This window comes from Methanohalophilus mahii DSM 5219 (assembly GCF_000025865.1).
Lineage (GTDB): Archaea > Halobacteriota > Methanosarcinia > Methanosarcinales > Methanosarcinaceae > Methanohalophilus > Methanohalophilus mahii.
The window spans coordinates 327141-343841 of sequence record NC_014002.1 but is presented as its reverse complement, the minus strand read 5'-3'; the positions used below and the strand labels follow the sequence as shown (position 1 = coordinate 343841).

Genomic DNA, 16701 nt, shown 5'->3' with positions numbered 1-16701 from the left:
ATGAGTATTGCAGACAAAGTTATCGAATCAGCATTTGAATCCGATGAAGCGTTCCAGCATACTTTATTGAAGGTCATCAAGGAAGACCTGGGCCTTACAGCTATAGAATTTTCCGAGCATTCTTCCATTCCACCAAGTACCCTTTACAAACTTATGTCCGGCAACCGGGAACCCAATTTACGCACGATGCGCCAGATAGTGAAGACCATTAAGAAACTGGAAGGATACGAGGGCGGGGAATTCATAGCCGTTATAGCGTCCCGTCCGGTACTGGATAATATTAAAGAGACAAAAAGGAAAATTCATGGAAACCTGTGCACCATACGTGAATATGCGGCTACCTCCATGGAAGAAGCAATCATCGCAGCTGTGAGGGCTGAAAGGGAAGGAGCAAGGGCACTTGTTTGCGCACCTATCGTAAGCCCTACGGTAGAAAAAATTATCAAAATACCCGTATCAACCATTATGCCAAGGGATAGTCTTCTCGAGGCAATCGAGAATGTGGCACGAAAAATGGAAATGGAATAACAAAAAGAAGAGCGCTTTTGTAAGCGCTCATATTCTGGTTTTACCTGCCCAGCCTGGAACGCAGGGATTCTGCGATCTCAGCGAATTTGGCAGTTCCGCCTGTGGCAAATATGTAGGCTGCACCTCCACCAAGTACAAGGACAAGGCCTCCAAGCACATACCATACAATACTGGTTCCCTCTTCCACATCCATGGTTGTTGACAGGCCGCCTGCCTTTACAAGATAGGTACCCGGTTCACCTGCAGTAGAGGTGAATTCAATGGTTGTGGAATTGTTCTGTCCGAGAGTTATTTCCTGGCTGTCGACCACATTGTCGTTGATCGATAACTCGACAGTGTAACTACCCTCTGCATTACCTGTGTTGATCGAATCAAGCATCACCGTGAATTCCTCACCGGCAGTGGCAGGCAGTGGATCAATCCTCAGGTTACTGAATTCGAAGTTTGCTGCCAGTTCATTGACCTTGATATTCAATTCCGCATCAAGGTAACCATCAACCTTGGCCTCGATCTTGTGTGTACCGGGCTCTTTGGGATTGTAGGTTATCGTGCCATCCTCATCGGTTTCACCCAGGGATTTGCCATCAAAGAATACCTCGGCACCCTCCAGTGGTTCAGAGCCGATCGCCTTGACCACAGAGATTGTTATCGGTGTACCCTCAAAGACTTCCTCCGGGGAAACTTCGATACTGATCTTTTTGCTCTCATCATCCGGGGAAATCACTTCGAAATTGCCCTTTGATGAAACATAACCTTCCTTTTCAGCTGTTGCAGTAAACTTACCCGCATCATCAGCATCATACTCGAAAACACCTTCATCTGAAGTGATTCCGACCCTGTCACCATGGATGAGTATTGATGCGTCCCTGATAGCAGCCCCACGGGATGTTACTGTGAAAGTGATCTCATCACCTTCGACAACTGTGGTTGGTTCGATGTCAATGTCCAGTGAGTCATAGGGTTTTGTTTCCACTTCAACGAATGGGTAATAACGGACAGTACTGCTGTCATCGGCAACCTTGAATTTGATCTCACCCATGATGTCTATGGTGTCACCTTCATCAAGGTCGATGTTATCTTCGTTTTCAAGGATAATGCTTCCACTTGTACTATCAACGGTCATTACTCCAAAGTCATCTCCATCTTCAACTTCCAGATAATCTTCAGAAATCTGGAAGATGCCTTCAACGAATACGGCACTGGTTTCGGTACCGCTGAATATTTCATTGAAATGAACAACAATTATTGGTACATCGTCCTCATCACCGACATCTTTCTCATAGACATATTCATCATCGGAAGATACTATAGCTGACTCAATATTGTCGCCATCCTGAGTCAGCTGAATCATTACCCTGTCACCGTTGACATCAATTTCCCGGATGTTGAGAGCATAACCTTCTTCCAGAATCAGGGAAGAGCCTGTATAAACCGATTTTTCATCGTCATCGTCTATGAGGACCTTAGAGAGCTGACCGCTGGACATGAGGCTTATAGTATCATCTGTGATGTCATCACTTGTATCACCAGAGTAACCGGCGAAGTATTTCTCGGCCATGAAACCTATCACATTGTATTTACCCCATGGCCCATATTCAAACTCGACTTCTACAGGAGTGGATTTATAGATTAGATCGCCTGCGTCTATATTCCGGCCATTATAATTAGTCACATTGAGAGACTCACTTCTTAATCCTTCATCGATATCATAATAGAACCCTTCAAAATTAAGAGGTGTCCAGCTGAATCCTTCATCTTCAGCAATGGTACCCCTGAGTTCATAGGTGCCGGGTTCGGACATGTCAACAAAAGGTGCAAATCTCAATACATCATTATCGTCTGCTACTATGAATTTGAGTTTGCCCATGATGTCAATAATGTCACCTTCATCAAGACTTATAGAGTCTTCATTTTCCATCTTTATTTCAGTAGAAGAAAGAGACGTTACTTCCATTTCACCAAATTCATCTCCTCTGTCTACTTCCACATAGTCATCTGAAATCTGGAAGATGCCATCTATGAAAACAGCGTTTGTCTCAGTACCGCTGAATACATCATCAATGTGTACGGCAATTACAGGAACATCATCTACTCCCCCAAGATCCTTTTCATAAACATAGGTTTCATCGGAGGAAAGAATTGCATCATCGACCTCATCCCCATCTTTAGTAAGACTTATCCATACACTATCACCATTCACATCAACCTGTTTGATGTTGAGAGAATAGCCTTCTTCAAGAGTGAGAGATGATCCGGAGTAGACAGATTCATCATCGTCTGTATCTATCAAAACCTTTGATAGGACACCGTCAGAAATCAGACTGACATCATCACCTGTAACATCGCTGGAAGTATTTACAGAATAGCCGGCAAAATATCTCTCTGCCATGAATCCGATTATCTGATACTCTCCCCAGGAGCCAAATTCAAACTCCTTGTCGATGGGTTTTGTAGTATAGACAAGATCTCCATCATCTATTCTGCGACCATCAATGGTGATTGTCATGGATTCGGATGTGTCACCTGTGTCAAGATCATAGTAGAAGCCGGAGAAACTGCGACCATCCCATGTGTATTTATTGGACTGGTTTGCTTTTTCATCCCAAATACGGTCTCCCCAATTAGAAATTGTTGTGAAACTTTCTATAGATGAATTGTAAAATACACTATTGTTGCTTTCATTGTAAGCATAAATGCTGTAATAGTACTTCGTAGATCCATTCAAATTTGAAATGGTCTCGTTGTGAACTGTTGAATCATTAAACCAACCTGACCATTCATAAGAAGACAGATCAGAAGAAGTACCGTAAGCAATTCTGGTAGGTGCATCACTCTGATTAACTACATAATTTATCGTAGCGCGGTCACCACCAATATTAGATGAAGATATATCAGAAATTGAAGGTGCAGTTGGAGAAGTCGTGTTAAGCGTAGCAATCGTGGTATTATACACAAAACTATCATTAGTACCATTGTAAGCATAAACGCTGTAATAATACATGGTTCCATCATTTAATTCTGAAAGAACAATACTGCGACTATTAGAATCTTCATAATTCCAATCAGACCAAGAGGAAAGGGAATTAGAAATACCGTAGGCAATGCGAGTCGAAGCATCACTCTGATTTACATTGAAATCTATTGTAGCACTATCAACATCAGAAGATACGTTAGTTACAGAAGCGTTAGGTGCAGTTGGAGAAGTCGTGTTAAGCGTAGCAATCGTGGTATTATACACAAAACTATCATTAGTACCATTGTAAGCATAAACGCTGTAATAATACATGGTCCTATCATTTAATTCTGAAAGAACAATACTGCGACTATTAGAATCTTCATAATTCCAATCAGACCAAGAGGAAAGGGAATTAGAAATACCGTAGGCAATGCGAGTCGAAGCATCACTCTGATTTACATTGAAATCTATTGTAGCACTATCAACATCAGAAGATACGTTAGTTACAGAAGCGTTAGGTGCAGTTGGAGAATCTGTGTTAAATGTAGAAATCGTGGTATTATACACAAAACTATCATTAGTACCATTGTAAGCATAAACGCTGTAATAATACATGGTCCCATCATTTAATTCTGAAAGAACAATACTGCGACTATTAGAATCTTCATAATTCCAATCAGACCAAGAGGAAAGGGAATTAGAAATACCGTAGGCAATGCGAGTCGAAGCATCACTCTGATTTACATTGAAATCTATTGTAGCACTATCAACATCAGAAGATACGTTAGTTACAGAAGCGTTAGGTGCCGACTCTGCAGCTGCCACTCCACAACCCATTCCAATAATCATAAATCCTATCAATAAAATCTTAAATCCGGTTTTCATACCATAATCTCCTTTGTATAATCATATCTGATCAGATGTTCCCATATGTAAATAACCTTTTCGATCAATAGCAAAGTTTGCCCCATCTTTGCCAATCAAACTAATAGCCCCATCAATGTCAACAACTTCTCCTACAACAGTTAAATAAGATTCGGCCTGTAACGCTTTGAACTTATCCTTTGAAACCGTTACCAATAACTCGAAATCCCCGCCTGAATACAGTGCCATTTCCAGGGCTTCTTTCTTGCTTGTAGCAATCTCAAACACACGCTTGTCTATTGGCAGGGATTCTTCCTTCAGGACAAATCCCACTTTATTAACAGATGCAAGATCATACAGCGACAGTGCCAGCCCGTCGCTGGTATCCATGGCAGAGGTCACAGCACCGCTTTTTGCAAGCTTTCTGCCCTCGGCAATCCGGGGGACCGGTTCCAGCAGGGGTTTCATGAAATCATCATCAACATTCATATTTTTCAGATAGGCCTCCAGGGCTGCCCCGGCTCCTCCCAGGGTGGCAGTAACACAGAGCAGGTCACCCGGTTTTGCGCCTTTGCGGGTGAGAAGTTCTTCTTTGGAAACCCTGCCCATGGCAGTTCCTGTGACAGTAAGTTCCTCATGGGAATCCACATCTCCCCCGATTACCGAAGTGCCACAGAATTCTGCACAATCTCGCATTCCCCGGGCGATTTCCCCGGCGTCTTCCAGAGACATGTTTTGGGGATAGCCCACAGCTGCAAGCAAACCCAGAGGCTGGCCGCCCATTGCAGCAATATCACTGAAATTCACCGCAGCAGCCATCCAGCCGATCTGCCAGGGAGTCATTGTATCGGGAAAGTCGGTCTTCTGGTGCAACATGTCCGTAGTAACCACAAGGTACTCCCCGCCAAATTCAAGGACTGCAGTCATCATCCCCGGCAGGCACCTTTAATTCATCTTTTCCCCTGCCAAAAACTGAAGCCAGCTGTGCGATAAATGCGCGTTCATCAATATCCTTTATCGTTGATACCATCGAAACCTCCGGAAATATCCAATGCCTGCCTTCGCATCATATAATCAATACGAATGTTCTGGTTTATCAAATCAGAAGACATCGGAAAAAGCCAGAAATCACACCTTTAAATCAACTACCTGCAGGACAGGCAATGATTCAGCAGGCATGCTTCTCATAAACATACATTATAAAAGGTACTGCCGGCACATATAAAGAACTTACTTAAGCTACAGATTGGTTTGAAGTTATTTTTTCAGTACCATTTTTGCCTGTACGTATACAGACATTATTCAGGAAAGGAGTTGCAGCATTACCCAGGGATAAAAGTTCATCCCGGCTCAAGGGAGACAGTTCCCTCAGGTTCCTGTCCATTGAATGTTCCGTTTCACCCTGCTGGATAAAATAAGGAATATCCCTGCCAGCACATTTTACAATAGAAGAAGCAATTGATTCAATATCCTCGGGTTTATCCATAAAGCCCGGCAGCACGGTTGTCCTTAATTCCTGCAGGAGTTTGTTCTCTGCAGCCATTTTTATGGAACGCTGTACATTATTCACAGCATCTAACGGGGAAATTGTCACAGCAGGATAGGAACCATAGCCGATCATCCTGCCATAATCCTCGGCATTTTCAAGAGAGGCTTTGACATCGATAAAAACACCATCAACCAATTCATTTTCAATAAGGTCTTCTAAAACATCAGTGTGTACACCATTGGTATGTATCCCGACCAGAAGCCCCATATCCCTGGCCATTTGAGCGATTCCGGAAACTGCCTTCTCCTGTTGCAGGGGTTCACCACCGGAGATTACCACAGAACTTACAAACGGACGGGAGGTTTCCATCAACTGTCTGATCTGGGAACTTTCGACCAGCTCATAACCATTCAAGATAGAATAGTTCTGGCAGTAGGGACACCTGAAAGGACAGTCCCTTAAAAAGAAAACTACTGAGGCCTTGCCCGGCCAATCGAGGGTAGAAAGGGGAACATAGTCCCCAAAGTTTACCTCGAAATCTTTAACGCATGTCCGGGGAGCCATATCTCATCCTGTCCGCAAGTTCTTGTTTCTTGGCAGCATTCCATCCGCCTACAGACTGGATATAACCGGTTACCCTGGAAAGGTGCTCCACATTATCTGAATTACAATTCTCACAACAATCCTGTAACCCGGACATCATATGGAAATCATTCATACAGACGGTCATATCTTTTGTAAAAGCAAAGTAGCCGGTCTGGGTGTTGCGTGCAAGATGCATTGTAAAGTCTTTCAGTCCCTTTGCATCGGGAGAACCTTCACCAAGCCAGATGTGCATGATATTACCCCCATCAACAATCGGGAAGAACACATGCTCCACATTGATCCGCTCCATCAGGGACAGGTCTGCGCCCGGTGGTGCATGTGTACCATTAGTGTAATACACAGGCAAATCGTGTGTTTCCTTGAGTCTGGAAACCGAGGATTCCACATCTCCCTTGAGAACCGAAGCAGCCTTTTCCCTGTACTCATCATGAAGCAGGTCAGAAACACCAAATCTCTGGCAGGTGGTTTCAGCAGGTGTTCTTGCAAGGGCTATCTCAATTCCATGTTCCTCAGAGATCTTGCGGGCATGCATTTCCATTTCTGTCATTGCCCTGACAGCAACCTTGAAAGCCTCTTTTGACTCATGCATCTGGGAACCTGTATGGTACTGGACCATCTCATTGATACCCACCACACCGATGGTAAACACAAGACTATCCATATCAACAGCAACAGCACCTTTCTTGCCGGTAACCGGGTCCTTGGGCTGCTGGGTGGCAAAAGGCATCCTGCCGGATTCAATGATCGGGGTCATCCATTTGAGTTTGGTATGGAATACCTCAATTGCCCTGTCCATCAAACCCTTAAGCCTTGCAAATAGTTCCTTGTCATCCCCCTGTGCCTCGTAGGCAGCCCTTGGGCAATTCAGGGAAACAACCTGCCATGAACCCATGGAAAAGTGCTTTCCGTCCGTGAAGTTGAGCTTTTCTTCAAATTCATCATCATCTTCTGCATTTGCAGAAAACTGATAGGCACAGCACTGGTAACAGGAGATTCCTTCACCTGCACCCCTGTAAGGAGGAAGCTGGTTATCAAAGTAAGGAGTACCAAACTTGGCGGTAAGTTCGAATGTCAGGTTATAAAGATCATCATAGGTCGGAAGTTCCGGATGGGCACGATTGAACATCTCGTCCTCTTCCATGAAATCAGGCTCAATGGATATCTCCGGTTTGGGGAAATTAAAGGGTTTACCCCAGTAGTCACCTTCAAGCATGACATTCATAAGCGCCTGGAAGCCAAGACGGACCTCCCTTTCATACTCACCATAAACCCTAACGTCACTACCATCAGAACCATCCCAGACACGTCCGCGATAAACTGCAGGTTTATCTCTCCAGAGTTTTGGAACCCCGGGAGAAAGCTGTACGGAGGAAAAGACGAGCTGTCCTCCCCGGGCTACCATCATCTGAGTCATCTCATAAACGAACATCTGCATCAGCTGTTCGATCTCCTTGTAGGACTTACCCTCTAAAAATGGCGCAAGGAACGTAAGGAAGTTATAAAATCCCTGACCGCCGGCAAAATTCGTCTGGGCACTACCCAGAGCTTTTACCGCATGAAGCACCGCGACTTCGGCTTTCATTGCAGGACCTGCAACACTGGCCTTGGCACCGGAACCATCCGGCATGAGACCATAATAGAAGAAATACCTCAAATCCCAGTCCTGACAGAAAGCCCGGGTTCCCATGTATTCCAGGTCATGGATATGCAAATCACCATTCAGGTGAAGGTCGGAAAGTTTGGGTGGCAGGAGTAAAAGATATTGTTCCTTAGAGATCTTATCGGCTTTCTTCTTATGGGAGGTTTCCGCATTCTCCTGGAGATTGGCATTTTCCTTGGCTTCAAAGCCGGTACCCATATCGATCTCGCAGGCATCATAAACAGGAGTACCTACCCTGGTGGAAATATTACGCCATTCCACATCATTGCGCTCAATCAGGACCATATTAACAACTTCCCTGATGAGCGGGCCGGAAAGGAACCTGAGGTTCATACTACGAATCCTTTTTTCCGTTTCCTTTGCTATGACAAGGGCCTCATCGCGAGTAACGGCCGGGATACCATGGAAACGTTCACTGAGAGAGGTTTCTTTCAGCAACTGGTTTACAACGATATTGCGGTCCCATTCAACCATATGCCCATCAGTGGTCCTGACTTTAGGCATGATTGAAACAAAACTACCGTCAAGGGTCTGCTGTCTTGGAGATGATTCGGACGTTTTTTCAACAATATTGGACGAAGTGGTGGTGTCCTCAGGGACACCGCTTATATCGGTATTTTTCACTTTCTTTTCAATTTCTTCTGCCATAGAATCCATATTAAGCCCCCATTTAATTTAGTAAATCCAATCCTGAAGGACGTCCATATCCACATCACTACCTTTGAATATGTTGTCAGATGTAAGGAAATCATCCCCTATCTGCAATACTGGTGCTTCACTTGTAAAGACACCATTTATGCGCAGTTCTGTAAGTGCTTCCGCAGAGGTCATATCTGCTTCTTCAAACTGTACATTATTCTCTTTTAGCGTCGCTTTCAGACGGGCACATTTCGGGCAGACATCGGTGGTATAGACAATAATTTCAGACATTATATTACATCCTTGCAACAATAAACACAATCAGGAGAGCCAAAGAAGATAGAAAGGAATCAACAATCATGGATCAGATCCCGATTTCCCCTAAACTACTGACTTCCCGCAGTAAGTAGATACGAAATAGGATTCATTCATTTATAATGCTTTTTCACCCTATGTCTGAATACACCGAATAGTATTTGATAACAAATATGATATACAATGAAACAATACGAAACTCCGAATTTTGCTGTATTATCCGATATGGTAACAAATAAAAAAGAAGAACTTTTCCAAAAGACGTATAACCTAAACACCGATAATAGCAATAACTTGAACCAATTGAGGTGTGCAATATAACCGACTTACTTACATCAGGATGCAAGCCCATAGATGAACTTCTTGGAGGAGGATTCGAACCGGGAGTTGTGACCCAGATATACGGAGAATCCGGGAGCGGAAAGACAAACCTCTGCCTCCAGCTTGCAGTCTATTGTGTAAATAATAACAAAAAAGCAATCCTTGTTGATACTGAGGCAATATCACCGGAGAGGTTCAGGCAGATCGCAGGTGAAAATGCCAGGGAAATTGCCCAGAACATAATCATCTACGAACCCCACAGTTTCGAGGAACAGTACTCTGCAATCCACGAGATAGAGAAAATAAGTGCCCAGAACATCGGACTTATAATTGTTGACTCAGCAACTGCTTATTACCGTTTTGGCCTTGAAGATGAAGAGAAAAGTATCCGCACTCGCAGAGAACTTGCCAATCAGATTGGCTATCTGCACGGCCTGGCCCGCAAGAGAGGAATTGTAGTTGTTATCACAAACCAGGTCTATTCAGACATAGGAACGGGCAAACTGAAACCTGTTGGCGGCAGTACGGTCGAACATATGTCAAAAACCATAATCCAGCTTGAGCGCACAGGTGAAAATAAAAGAAAAGCCAACCTGCTCAAACATCGCTCCCGTCCGGAAGGATTGAGCAGGGAATTCACAATAACCCAGGAAGGACTGAAGTAAAATAAGAAGATTTACTCCAGATACGGAGACTGGGCAAGCACCGACATACCATTATCCGAAATATTAAGCACACGCACCTCATTGATCGTGCTTGAACCTCTCAATTTCATAACAAAGATGGTACGCTGAAGATTATTACCCACCCTGACACGTTCCAGTTTGATTACTGAATCCGCACCATATTCCACCATCGCATCAAGATCAAACATCTTACCAACTGAAATGACAGAAGTTACCTCACGGCTGCGCAGGACACCAAACACATCATCTATCAGGGTCCTCAGTTTGTAATTTGACTCAATGGCAAGGAAAAGGGCCTCAATTGAATCAATGAATACCCTCTGAGGCTGCACCTCATCAAGCTTGCTTTCAATAAGTTTTTTGAAACTCTTGATAAGCTCTGAGGGTGCGATTTCCACACTTTTCTGGAGACGCAGTCCCGGGTCAGTAATATCGACAAAAGAAAGTAAACCATCATCCTCAAGTTTCTTGAAATCCCAATCAAAGGATGCTTTCATTTCCCGAACAATGGATTTGGATTCTTCCGATGTGATTATACACATCACCTTCTCCCCGTTCTTTGCCCCCTCATAAATGAACTGGGATCCAAAAATCGTTTTACCGGTACCTGATTTCCCGGAAACAACGTTTGCAGTACCTTTAAAATACCCGCCTTTGAGCATCTCATCCAGTCCACTAATACCAGTACTAACCCTTTCAGGAATTGCCGTTTCCTCCATTTGAAACACCTTATAAATATTTCACAATTTAATTAGAACATAATAGCAAAAATGTCCACCTGTGATTAATCACAATGGAATTTATTTACATATAAAATAAGGGATTCCTGCTATAAAAATTCATGTATCTTCCCCGGAAGTTAACAAAAAACCACTTCCATCAGAAGTATCCGGCTCTGTGACAACTTCAAGCAACACCTCACTGAAAAGCAATTTTTCCAGTGTGCGCGTAACATAACTGCGTTGCTGATGTTTACTTATGTCCTCTCCAAGACGCAGGTCAGAATCAACCTGTACCCTCCACAGCGCCAACCGGAAATTTTCAGGGTCCTTTATGTCCATAGTATAGAATTTTTCAAGGAAAAAAGGAAGAATAAAAGGATTGTCCACAACTTCACACAACAGGAGATATTCTTCAGCAAAAGAATTTGTGAGATCCAGATTCTGCGTACCCACAATAAGCCGCAGTGTCTCCAGAGAATAATCCTTGCCCTTAATATTGACACAATTTGTCATAGAGAACCCCGAATTATTTATTCTGCCTTTTTTCCAGAATATCAGTGCAGCGCTGCAAATCCTCTGCAGTATTGACATTCAGGGCTACTTCAGGGTCTTCCAGTAGATAATTATAATATTCCTGTTCCTCCCGGATTTTGCTTCCGTCAAGGATATTTATTCCAGTGGGAACTATAAGGTTTCCACTCCAGTTGAAAACGGTATCCGGACGCAGACCCACTTTTTTACAGAGGGAAAGGGGTATAAATACCGACATTGAAGGTTTTCCACACCTGTAGTATTCCTCCACAATGGAATCAATAAGATCGGCTGTTATCAGGGGCAGGTCAGACATGATTACCATCAGGGGTTCTGCAACGTTAGCCTGTTCCACAGCATAAACCATATCACCAACATAATTATCACCGGCAGTATCAATGGTTTTGACATTGCCCCCATAACGATTTTCTATAACTTCTTCGGTGTGAGGGGTGAAAGGAGATACTGTCACATAAACATCACCAATGCTTTCTGACTCCTCCAGGGCATCCACAACATAACATATCATGGGTTTACCCAGAATATCCACACAGGGTTTCTCGCCCATACCCAGGCGCAAACCCTGTCCACCGGCCATTATAAAAGCATCCATGAAAGACCTCCGTATCCTGCATTGATGGCAATTAGCGCCAGAGTAATGGCAATCAAAGAGGTAAGTCTGGCAATTTCATTGGCGGTACCTATACAATCCCCATTGACACCACCAAAATGCCTGTTAGAAACATTGAGAACCCCGAAAGCCCCCAATATGGCTGCCACAAAACCTATCAGGCCGATTAAACCCAGGCTGAGGACAGATACAACACCACCCATTGCCAGGCCAGCCAGATATTTACCGACGTCCGTCTTATCGATCACCATGGAACCCAGGCCTTCATGGATGGATTTGCCAAAAGCTGCTATTGTGAGCATACCCTGTTTAGCACCGATTTCCGCCACAAGCAGGGATAGGGGCAAAAGTGTCCACTGTGGTAGCGATGATATTGTCCCGGTAATGTATATCTGCTGCTGAAGAGAGGAAATGCTGGCATAGAGCAAAATCAGACCTATGACACAATATGCCACCCCGCCTATACCCAGCGACATATCCTTAAGGGCCTTGATCTTCTTTTCAAGAGAACCGTGAGCCGTACACCCGTCACCAAAATCCGCCAGGCCATCCAGATGATTGAGGCCTGTTAGATAATAAATAAAAACAATAACCAGGGCTGCGGAAATATTTGCGGGGAACACATACTCCACAATTCCTGTAAACATGCCAATCAAAAGACCCAGTACAATGCCTGTAAAGACAAACAGGTAACTTCGTTTAACCAGCTCATCAAGGCCTTCCATGGTAATTCCCACGGGAATTGTCGATAAGAAACCAAAACCCGTCCTGACTGCGAGTAGTAATCCGCTCATCCGGCTATCACACCACCGCCATGTTTTTCGTCGTCATCTTTATTTTTGGATTTGCCAATCTCCGCCATTCCTCTGGTATACATATTGGCAGAAACGCCTCCGATAAGTCCACCGATGACATCATCCATGAAAGGACCGAGTTCTGCAAGTATACCCGGCTTTTGTTTGTCGAACCTGACAAACTCAAACATTCCCTTGTCCCCACTGATATATTTGGAAATGCTCATCCCCAGTACCTCATCAGCTATCAGGAAGGTCAGGTCCCTTTCATAGGAATCGCGACTTATGTTAGGCAGTGTCCCATTGCGACCCTCTCTTTCAAGCAGGATACCGGAATAGATCAGCATACAAAGATTGGGATCAGAAATTGCAAGACGAAGTTCCCTTATAAAAAGGGCTTCTGCCTTTTCACGTGTCTCGATTCCGGGGTGAGGTGTGTAAAGTCCCATTGAAGCTTCCACAAGTACCTCTTCAGTAATACCCTCTTCCTTCAGGATATCCATTATATCATAAGTATAGCCGGTATCAGCTTCTTCGGGCTGTTCTCCTTTTATATTCCTGGATTCTACATCAGACAGTTTCATTGTATCACTTTGATTAGATTATATATAATTTCCATATGAAATTTGTAAAAACATAAATTACAAGCGAAAAGCACGCTATAGATATAAGAGCTGCTCCTTCTACAAGCCGGTTTGCCTTTTTAATAGATTCCGCTCCCGGGGATGCAAGCCCCTGTCCCAGCACATAGACTCCCGGTTTTTCCAGTTTCACACCTATAGCACCGGCAACTGCTGCCATTGGGTATCCTGAATTGGGAGAATCCGGGACCTTGCAATCATTAGTTGAACAGGAGCAGGCACCTGAAGGATCAAAAGACATAGTTTTTGGCATTATATTCAGGAAAAATACAGCCAGCCAGATGAAAAACAGGGAAATCCGGGCAGGAACCCAGTTAAGTACATCATCCAGTTTTGCCGAGAAGAAACCGACGTCCCTATGTGCTTCATCCCGATAACCAACCATGGAATCAAGGGTACTTACGGCTTTAAAAGCATAAGCTGCTATCAGACCGAAAGGGCCTGCTACAGAATAATAGAACAGGGGAGAGAGAATAGAATCTACGTAATTCTCGGATACGGTTTCTATGGCAGCAGAAGATACATGGGAGCCACTAAGTTTTGAGGTATCCCTGCTTACATACATAGAAAGTTGTTTTCTGGCCTCTTCCAGAGCCCCTACTTCCAGAGATGATGCAACTTCTTCTCCGGCAAATAACAGTCTGCGGATAGCAAAAGTACTTTTGAGGAAATAGGCTTCAATAACTATACCCACAAGTTCAGGCACCAGGGATTGACTCGACACTAAAAGTACAATATAGGCAATAAGGGATGCAAAAAGAATGCATGAAAGACCCATGAAAACACCATAGGCTTTTCTTCCCGATGAAGGAATGTACTTTTTGAAAATGCCAATCAGTGTCCCGATCCAGACCACCGGGTGCAGGCGAGCCGGAGGTTCCCCTACTGCAAGATCAATTAACACAGCAAATAAAAGCACATAAATCATATGCATATAACCGGCAAAAATAAAATCCATCATAATAGGGGCTCCATTACCTCATCCCAGGCTTTTTTGAGTTTGTCTTCCATCTCCCCCTCACCTTTGAGGACATCAAGGAGTTTCTGTACATTTTGTTTTTTGTGGACCAGACCACATTTTTCACAACTCCACACCCTACCTCCACTTGAGCGACAAACCCACCTGCCTCCTGTGCGCTCATCCCCGCAGGGATAAAAGGGGCAAAAACAGAAAGTGCAATCCTGACCCTTGAAATGGCAGGGATAATATGGACAGGCCGTGTTAGCACCAAGAGGCCTGACGGGTTCTTCGTCCAGTATCTGGTTAAGGTTCTCCATGGCACTATCCCGGGCACTGTCAACTACGACTGTCCCTATAGCCTCCACAAGCCTATCAGTATCCTCTTTCGGTCTCACCGAGACCCTGATAAAATTACGATCCATGGAATAAAAGCAGGAACAATCCCTTACAAGAAGACCCTTTTCAGCAAGCCTGTGAGTCAATTCGACCGAATCGAGACTCGCAGCGCTTACATCAACAAGTACAAAGGATGTATTACTTTCATGTGGTATGAACCTGCGCACCTTGCCCAGCCGTTCCATAAGATACTGGCGGTTTTCCCGGACAAATTGTCTTGAAGCAGTCAGATAATCATTCGCAATATCGGAAGGCATATCCAACAAGGACAGAGCAACTGCTTCATCCATTGGCCCTATATTGCAGCAGTTGCGGACCCTGTTCAGAATCGTTGCAAAATCCACATCAGTAATACCAAAAGAGATTCCTGCCCCGGGAAGGGAAAAGGTGTTTTTCAGGGAGCGTATCACCAGAAGATTGGTAACAGAAGGTACTTCATCAACCAAAGTGGCAGATACGTCTGTTAAGTCTAACAGGCTTTCATCGACCACCAGCAGGGTGGAATGGACATTACAGCGTTGTAGAAGAGAAATCAAATCCTTTTTTGAATAAAGCTGGCCTGAAAGATTGTCAGGGTTGGTAAGCAGGATTATTTTTGCCTTGTTAAGCACATCTGATGATATGTTTTTAAAATCCTCCTCAAAAACATACCTCACTTCCCCACCACTGATTATACAATGTTTTTCATTGGCAGGGTTCTGCGACCTGCTCAGAATAACGGTATCCCCTGTTTCAATTACCGAGGAAGATACCATGCGTATTACATCTTCAACTCCCAGAGCAGGAACAATGTTATCAGCAGAAATATTTTTTCCAAAATATTTGGCAGCACTGGCCCTTAATTCTGAATATTCATTATCATGGAAGTGGGAATACATGGATCCCACACGGGAAAAAAGATCTTCCAGACAGAGTTTGCAACCCGGGTGATCAAAGGGACTGCCCATAGGATTGGATGTCGAACTAAAATCAATTATAGCTGTTTCACTAATACCTTTTTCCAGGGCAATTCTATGTCCATCTTCTAAAGGTTTCCTGATTGATTCAACACTTTTTTTCCATAATCCCTTACCAGACACGTTAATCGAAATGAACTAATGAATAGAACCTATATTAAATTAATCAAATTGAGTTTCCTATGCTGCAGAATAATCTGTCTATTGTAGACCATTATGTGAAAATGGAAAATAAAAATCTGCCCTCGGTCATTTTCTGGCAAATGTCAGATAACCGGTGTGGCCTACGCGTGCCGGGGCAGGTCTTGTGCCTCTTTCGGATACAGATAACTCCCTTTCCATGCATTCAAGTGTATGTACACTGTAGAATCCTGCCCCCACAGCTTCCAGGTATACAGCTTTTGCCTGTTCAATGAAAGGTGAATAAACAACAAGGAAACCTCCGTCAAGCAGGCTAGAACAGGCATATTTGACAGATTCTGCAGAATCTTTAATATCAAGTACTATAGCATCGAAAAAATCAGTGCCCTGCCTCATCACATCCACAATATCCCCGCAGCGAACTTCCACATTGGATAGGCCGGCCATGGACAAATTGGCCCGGGCATTCTCCACAAAATCCTCACGTATCTCATAGCTTATCACTTCCTTTGCTACAGAACCCAGATAAATGGCAAGCACGCCACTTCCGGTGCCGGCTTCGAGTATCCTGTCCGAAGAATTTATACCTGCATGGGAAATAATCTGGCCCACATCCTTGGGCATGATAGGTGCACCCGTGCGTTTTGCAAGTCTGAACATATCCGGAGCCCGGGGCCTGATAACAGAGAATTGCTGCCCCATATGGGACACAATCGTACCGCCGGGTTCTATATCCCGCAACTCGGCCGTTTCAACAATACCAAATTCGCAGTGGAACTGTTTACCCGAGACCGTGGTCAAATATTCCCGGAATTTATCTTTATGGCGGGTGCGCAAAAGCACCGTTTCATTTTCTTTCATATA

15 protein-coding genes are annotated in these 16701 nt (G+C 44.1%); 2 read left to right on the top strand and 13 right to left on the bottom strand.

Annotation, left to right across the window (positions count from 1 at the left end; all coding sequences use genetic code 11):
• Positions 1–528 carry a helix-turn-helix domain-containing protein gene (locus MMAH_RS01590; RefSeq protein ID WP_013036798.1) on the top strand — a complete coding sequence of 176 codons (528 nt, stop codon included), beginning with the start codon at positions 1–3 and terminating at the stop codon, positions 526–528.
• Positions 529–568: 40 nt separating this feature from the next.
• On the opposite strand, the gene MMAH_RS01585 is transcribed toward MMAH_RS01590, so the two are convergent.
• The 5 genes from MMAH_RS01585 to MMAH_RS01565 form a co-directional block, all read right to left on the bottom strand.
• The gene (locus MMAH_RS01585; protein ID WP_013036797.1) at positions 569–4369 is read right to left on the bottom strand and encodes an S-layer protein domain-containing protein; all 3801 of its coding nucleotides are present in this window, start codon (positions 4367–4369) and stop codon (positions 569–571) included.
• A gap of 21 nt (positions 4370–4390) precedes the next feature.
• Positions 4391–5278, bottom strand: coding sequence for a thiamine-phosphate kinase (thiL, locus tag MMAH_RS01580; RefSeq protein WP_245526238.1), 888 nt, complete (start codon positions 5276–5278; stop codon positions 4391–4393).
• A 304-nt stretch (positions 5279–5582) separates the two neighbouring features.
• A complete protein-coding gene (locus tag MMAH_RS01575) occupies positions 5583–6401 on the bottom strand; it encodes an anaerobic ribonucleoside-triphosphate reductase activating protein (protein WP_013036795.1) in 819 nt (272 codons plus the stop codon).
• Positions 6379–8607 carry an anaerobic ribonucleoside-triphosphate reductase gene (nrdD, locus tag MMAH_RS01570; protein ID WP_245526275.1) on the bottom strand — a complete coding sequence of 743 codons (2229 nt, stop codon included), beginning with the start codon at positions 8605–8607 and terminating at the stop codon, positions 6379–6381. Before nrdD ends, MMAH_RS01575 begins: the two co-directional genes overlap by 23 nt.
• A 171-nt stretch (positions 8608–8778) precedes the next feature.
• Positions 8779–9033 carry a glutaredoxin family protein gene (locus MMAH_RS01565; RefSeq protein WP_013036793.1) on the bottom strand — a complete coding sequence of 85 codons (255 nt, stop codon included), beginning with the start codon at positions 9031–9033 and terminating at the stop codon, positions 8779–8781.
• A gap of 332 nt (positions 9034–9365) precedes the next feature.
• On the opposite strand from MMAH_RS01565, the gene radB reads away from it, so the two are divergent.
• On the top strand, positions 9366–10043 hold the full coding sequence (radB, locus tag MMAH_RS01560) for a DNA repair and recombination protein RadB (protein ID WP_013036792.1): 678 nt from the start codon (positions 9366–9368) through the stop codon (positions 10041–10043).
• Positions 10044–10054: 11 nt separating this feature from the next.
• On the opposite strand, the gene MMAH_RS01555 is transcribed toward radB, so the two are convergent.
• The 8 genes from MMAH_RS01555 to MMAH_RS01520 all read right to left on the bottom strand — a co-directional run bounded on the left by MMAH_RS01555 (position 10055) and on the right by MMAH_RS01520 (position 16698).
• Positions 10055–10783, bottom strand: coding sequence for an RAD55 family ATPase (locus tag MMAH_RS01555; protein ID WP_013036791.1), 729 nt, complete (start codon positions 10781–10783; stop codon positions 10055–10057).
• A gap of 120 nt (positions 10784–10903) precedes the next feature.
• On the bottom strand, positions 10904–11299 hold the full coding sequence (locus MMAH_RS01550) for a hypothetical protein (protein WP_013036790.1): 396 nt from the start codon (positions 11297–11299) through the stop codon (positions 10904–10906).
• Positions 11300–11312: 13 nt separating this feature from the next.
• Positions 11313–11930, bottom strand: coding sequence for an NTP transferase domain-containing protein (locus MMAH_RS01545; protein WP_013036789.1), 618 nt, complete (start codon positions 11928–11930; stop codon positions 11313–11315).
• On the bottom strand, positions 11915–12742 hold the full coding sequence (cobS, locus tag MMAH_RS01540; RefSeq protein WP_013036788.1) for an adenosylcobinamide-GDP ribazoletransferase: 828 nt from the start codon (positions 12740–12742) through the stop codon (positions 11915–11917). Before cobS ends, MMAH_RS01545 begins: the two co-directional genes overlap by 16 nt.
• Entirely contained in the window at positions 12739–13326 is a 588-nt protein-coding gene (cobZ, locus tag MMAH_RS01535; RefSeq protein WP_013036787.1) for an alpha-ribazole phosphatase CobZ, read from the bottom strand. The genes cobS and cobZ overlap by 4 nt, the downstream gene beginning before the upstream one ends.
• A 13-nt stretch (positions 13327–13339) precedes the next feature.
• Positions 13340–14344, bottom strand: coding sequence for a cobalamin biosynthesis protein (locus tag MMAH_RS01530; RefSeq protein WP_013036786.1), 1005 nt, complete (start codon positions 14342–14344; stop codon positions 13340–13342).
• The gene (locus MMAH_RS01525) at positions 14341–15819 is read right to left on the bottom strand and encodes an aminotransferase class I/II-fold pyridoxal phosphate-dependent enzyme (RefSeq protein ID WP_013036785.1); all 1479 of its coding nucleotides are present in this window, start codon (positions 15817–15819) and stop codon (positions 14341–14343) included. The genes MMAH_RS01530 and MMAH_RS01525 overlap by 4 nt, the downstream gene beginning before the upstream one ends.
• Before the next feature lie 126 nt (positions 15820–15945).
• The gene (locus MMAH_RS01520) at positions 15946–16698 is read right to left on the bottom strand and encodes a tRNA (adenine-N1)-methyltransferase (protein ID WP_013036784.1); all 753 of its coding nucleotides are present in this window, start codon (positions 16696–16698) and stop codon (positions 15946–15948) included.
• Positions 16699–16701: the final 3 nt, after the last annotated feature.

Bases quoted from the DNA above. Each gene is read 5' to 3' on its own strand.
- MMAH_RS01590 (WP_013036798.1), top strand. From the start codon at position 1: ATGAGTATTGCAGACAAAGTTATCGAATCAGCATTTGAATCCGATGAA.
- MMAH_RS01585 (WP_013036797.1), bottom strand. From the start codon at position 4,369: ATGAAAACCGGATTTAAGATTTTATTGATAGGATTTATGATTATTGGA.
- thiL (WP_245526238.1), bottom strand. From the start codon at position 5,278: ATGATGACTGCAGTCCTTGAATTTGGCGGGGAGTACCTTGTGGTTACT.
- MMAH_RS01575 (WP_013036795.1), bottom strand. From the start codon at position 6,401: ATGGCTCCCCGGACATGCGTTAAAGATTTCGAGGTAAACTTTGGGGAC.
- nrdD (WP_245526275.1), bottom strand. From the start codon at position 8,607: ATGCCTAAAGTCAGGACCACTGATGGGCATATGGTTGAATGGGACCGC.
- MMAH_RS01565 (WP_013036793.1), bottom strand. From the start codon at position 9,033: ATGTCTGAAATTATTGTCTATACCACCGATGTCTGCCCGAAATGTGCC.
- MMAH_RS01555 (WP_013036791.1), bottom strand. From the start codon at position 10,783: ATGGAGGAAACGGCAATTCCTGAAAGGGTTAGTACTGGTATTAGTGGA.
- MMAH_RS01550 (WP_013036790.1), bottom strand. From the start codon at position 11,299: ATGACAAATTGTGTCAATATTAAGGGCAAGGATTATTCTCTGGAGACA.
- MMAH_RS01545 (WP_013036789.1), bottom strand. From the start codon at position 11,930: ATGGATGCTTTTATAATGGCCGGTGGACAGGGTTTGCGCCTGGGTATG.
- cobS (WP_013036788.1), bottom strand. From the start codon at position 12,742: ATGAGCGGATTACTACTCGCAGTCAGGACGGGTTTTGGTTTCTTATCG.
- cobZ (WP_013036787.1), bottom strand. From the start codon at position 13,326: ATGAAACTGTCTGATGTAGAATCCAGGAATATAAAAGGAGAACAGCCC.
- MMAH_RS01530 (WP_013036786.1), bottom strand. From the start codon at position 14,344: ATGATGGATTTTATTTTTGCCGGTTATATGCATATGATTTATGTGCTT.
- MMAH_RS01520 (WP_013036784.1), bottom strand. From the start codon at position 16,698: ATGAAAGAAAATGAAACGGTGCTTTTGCGCACCCGCCATAAAGATAAA.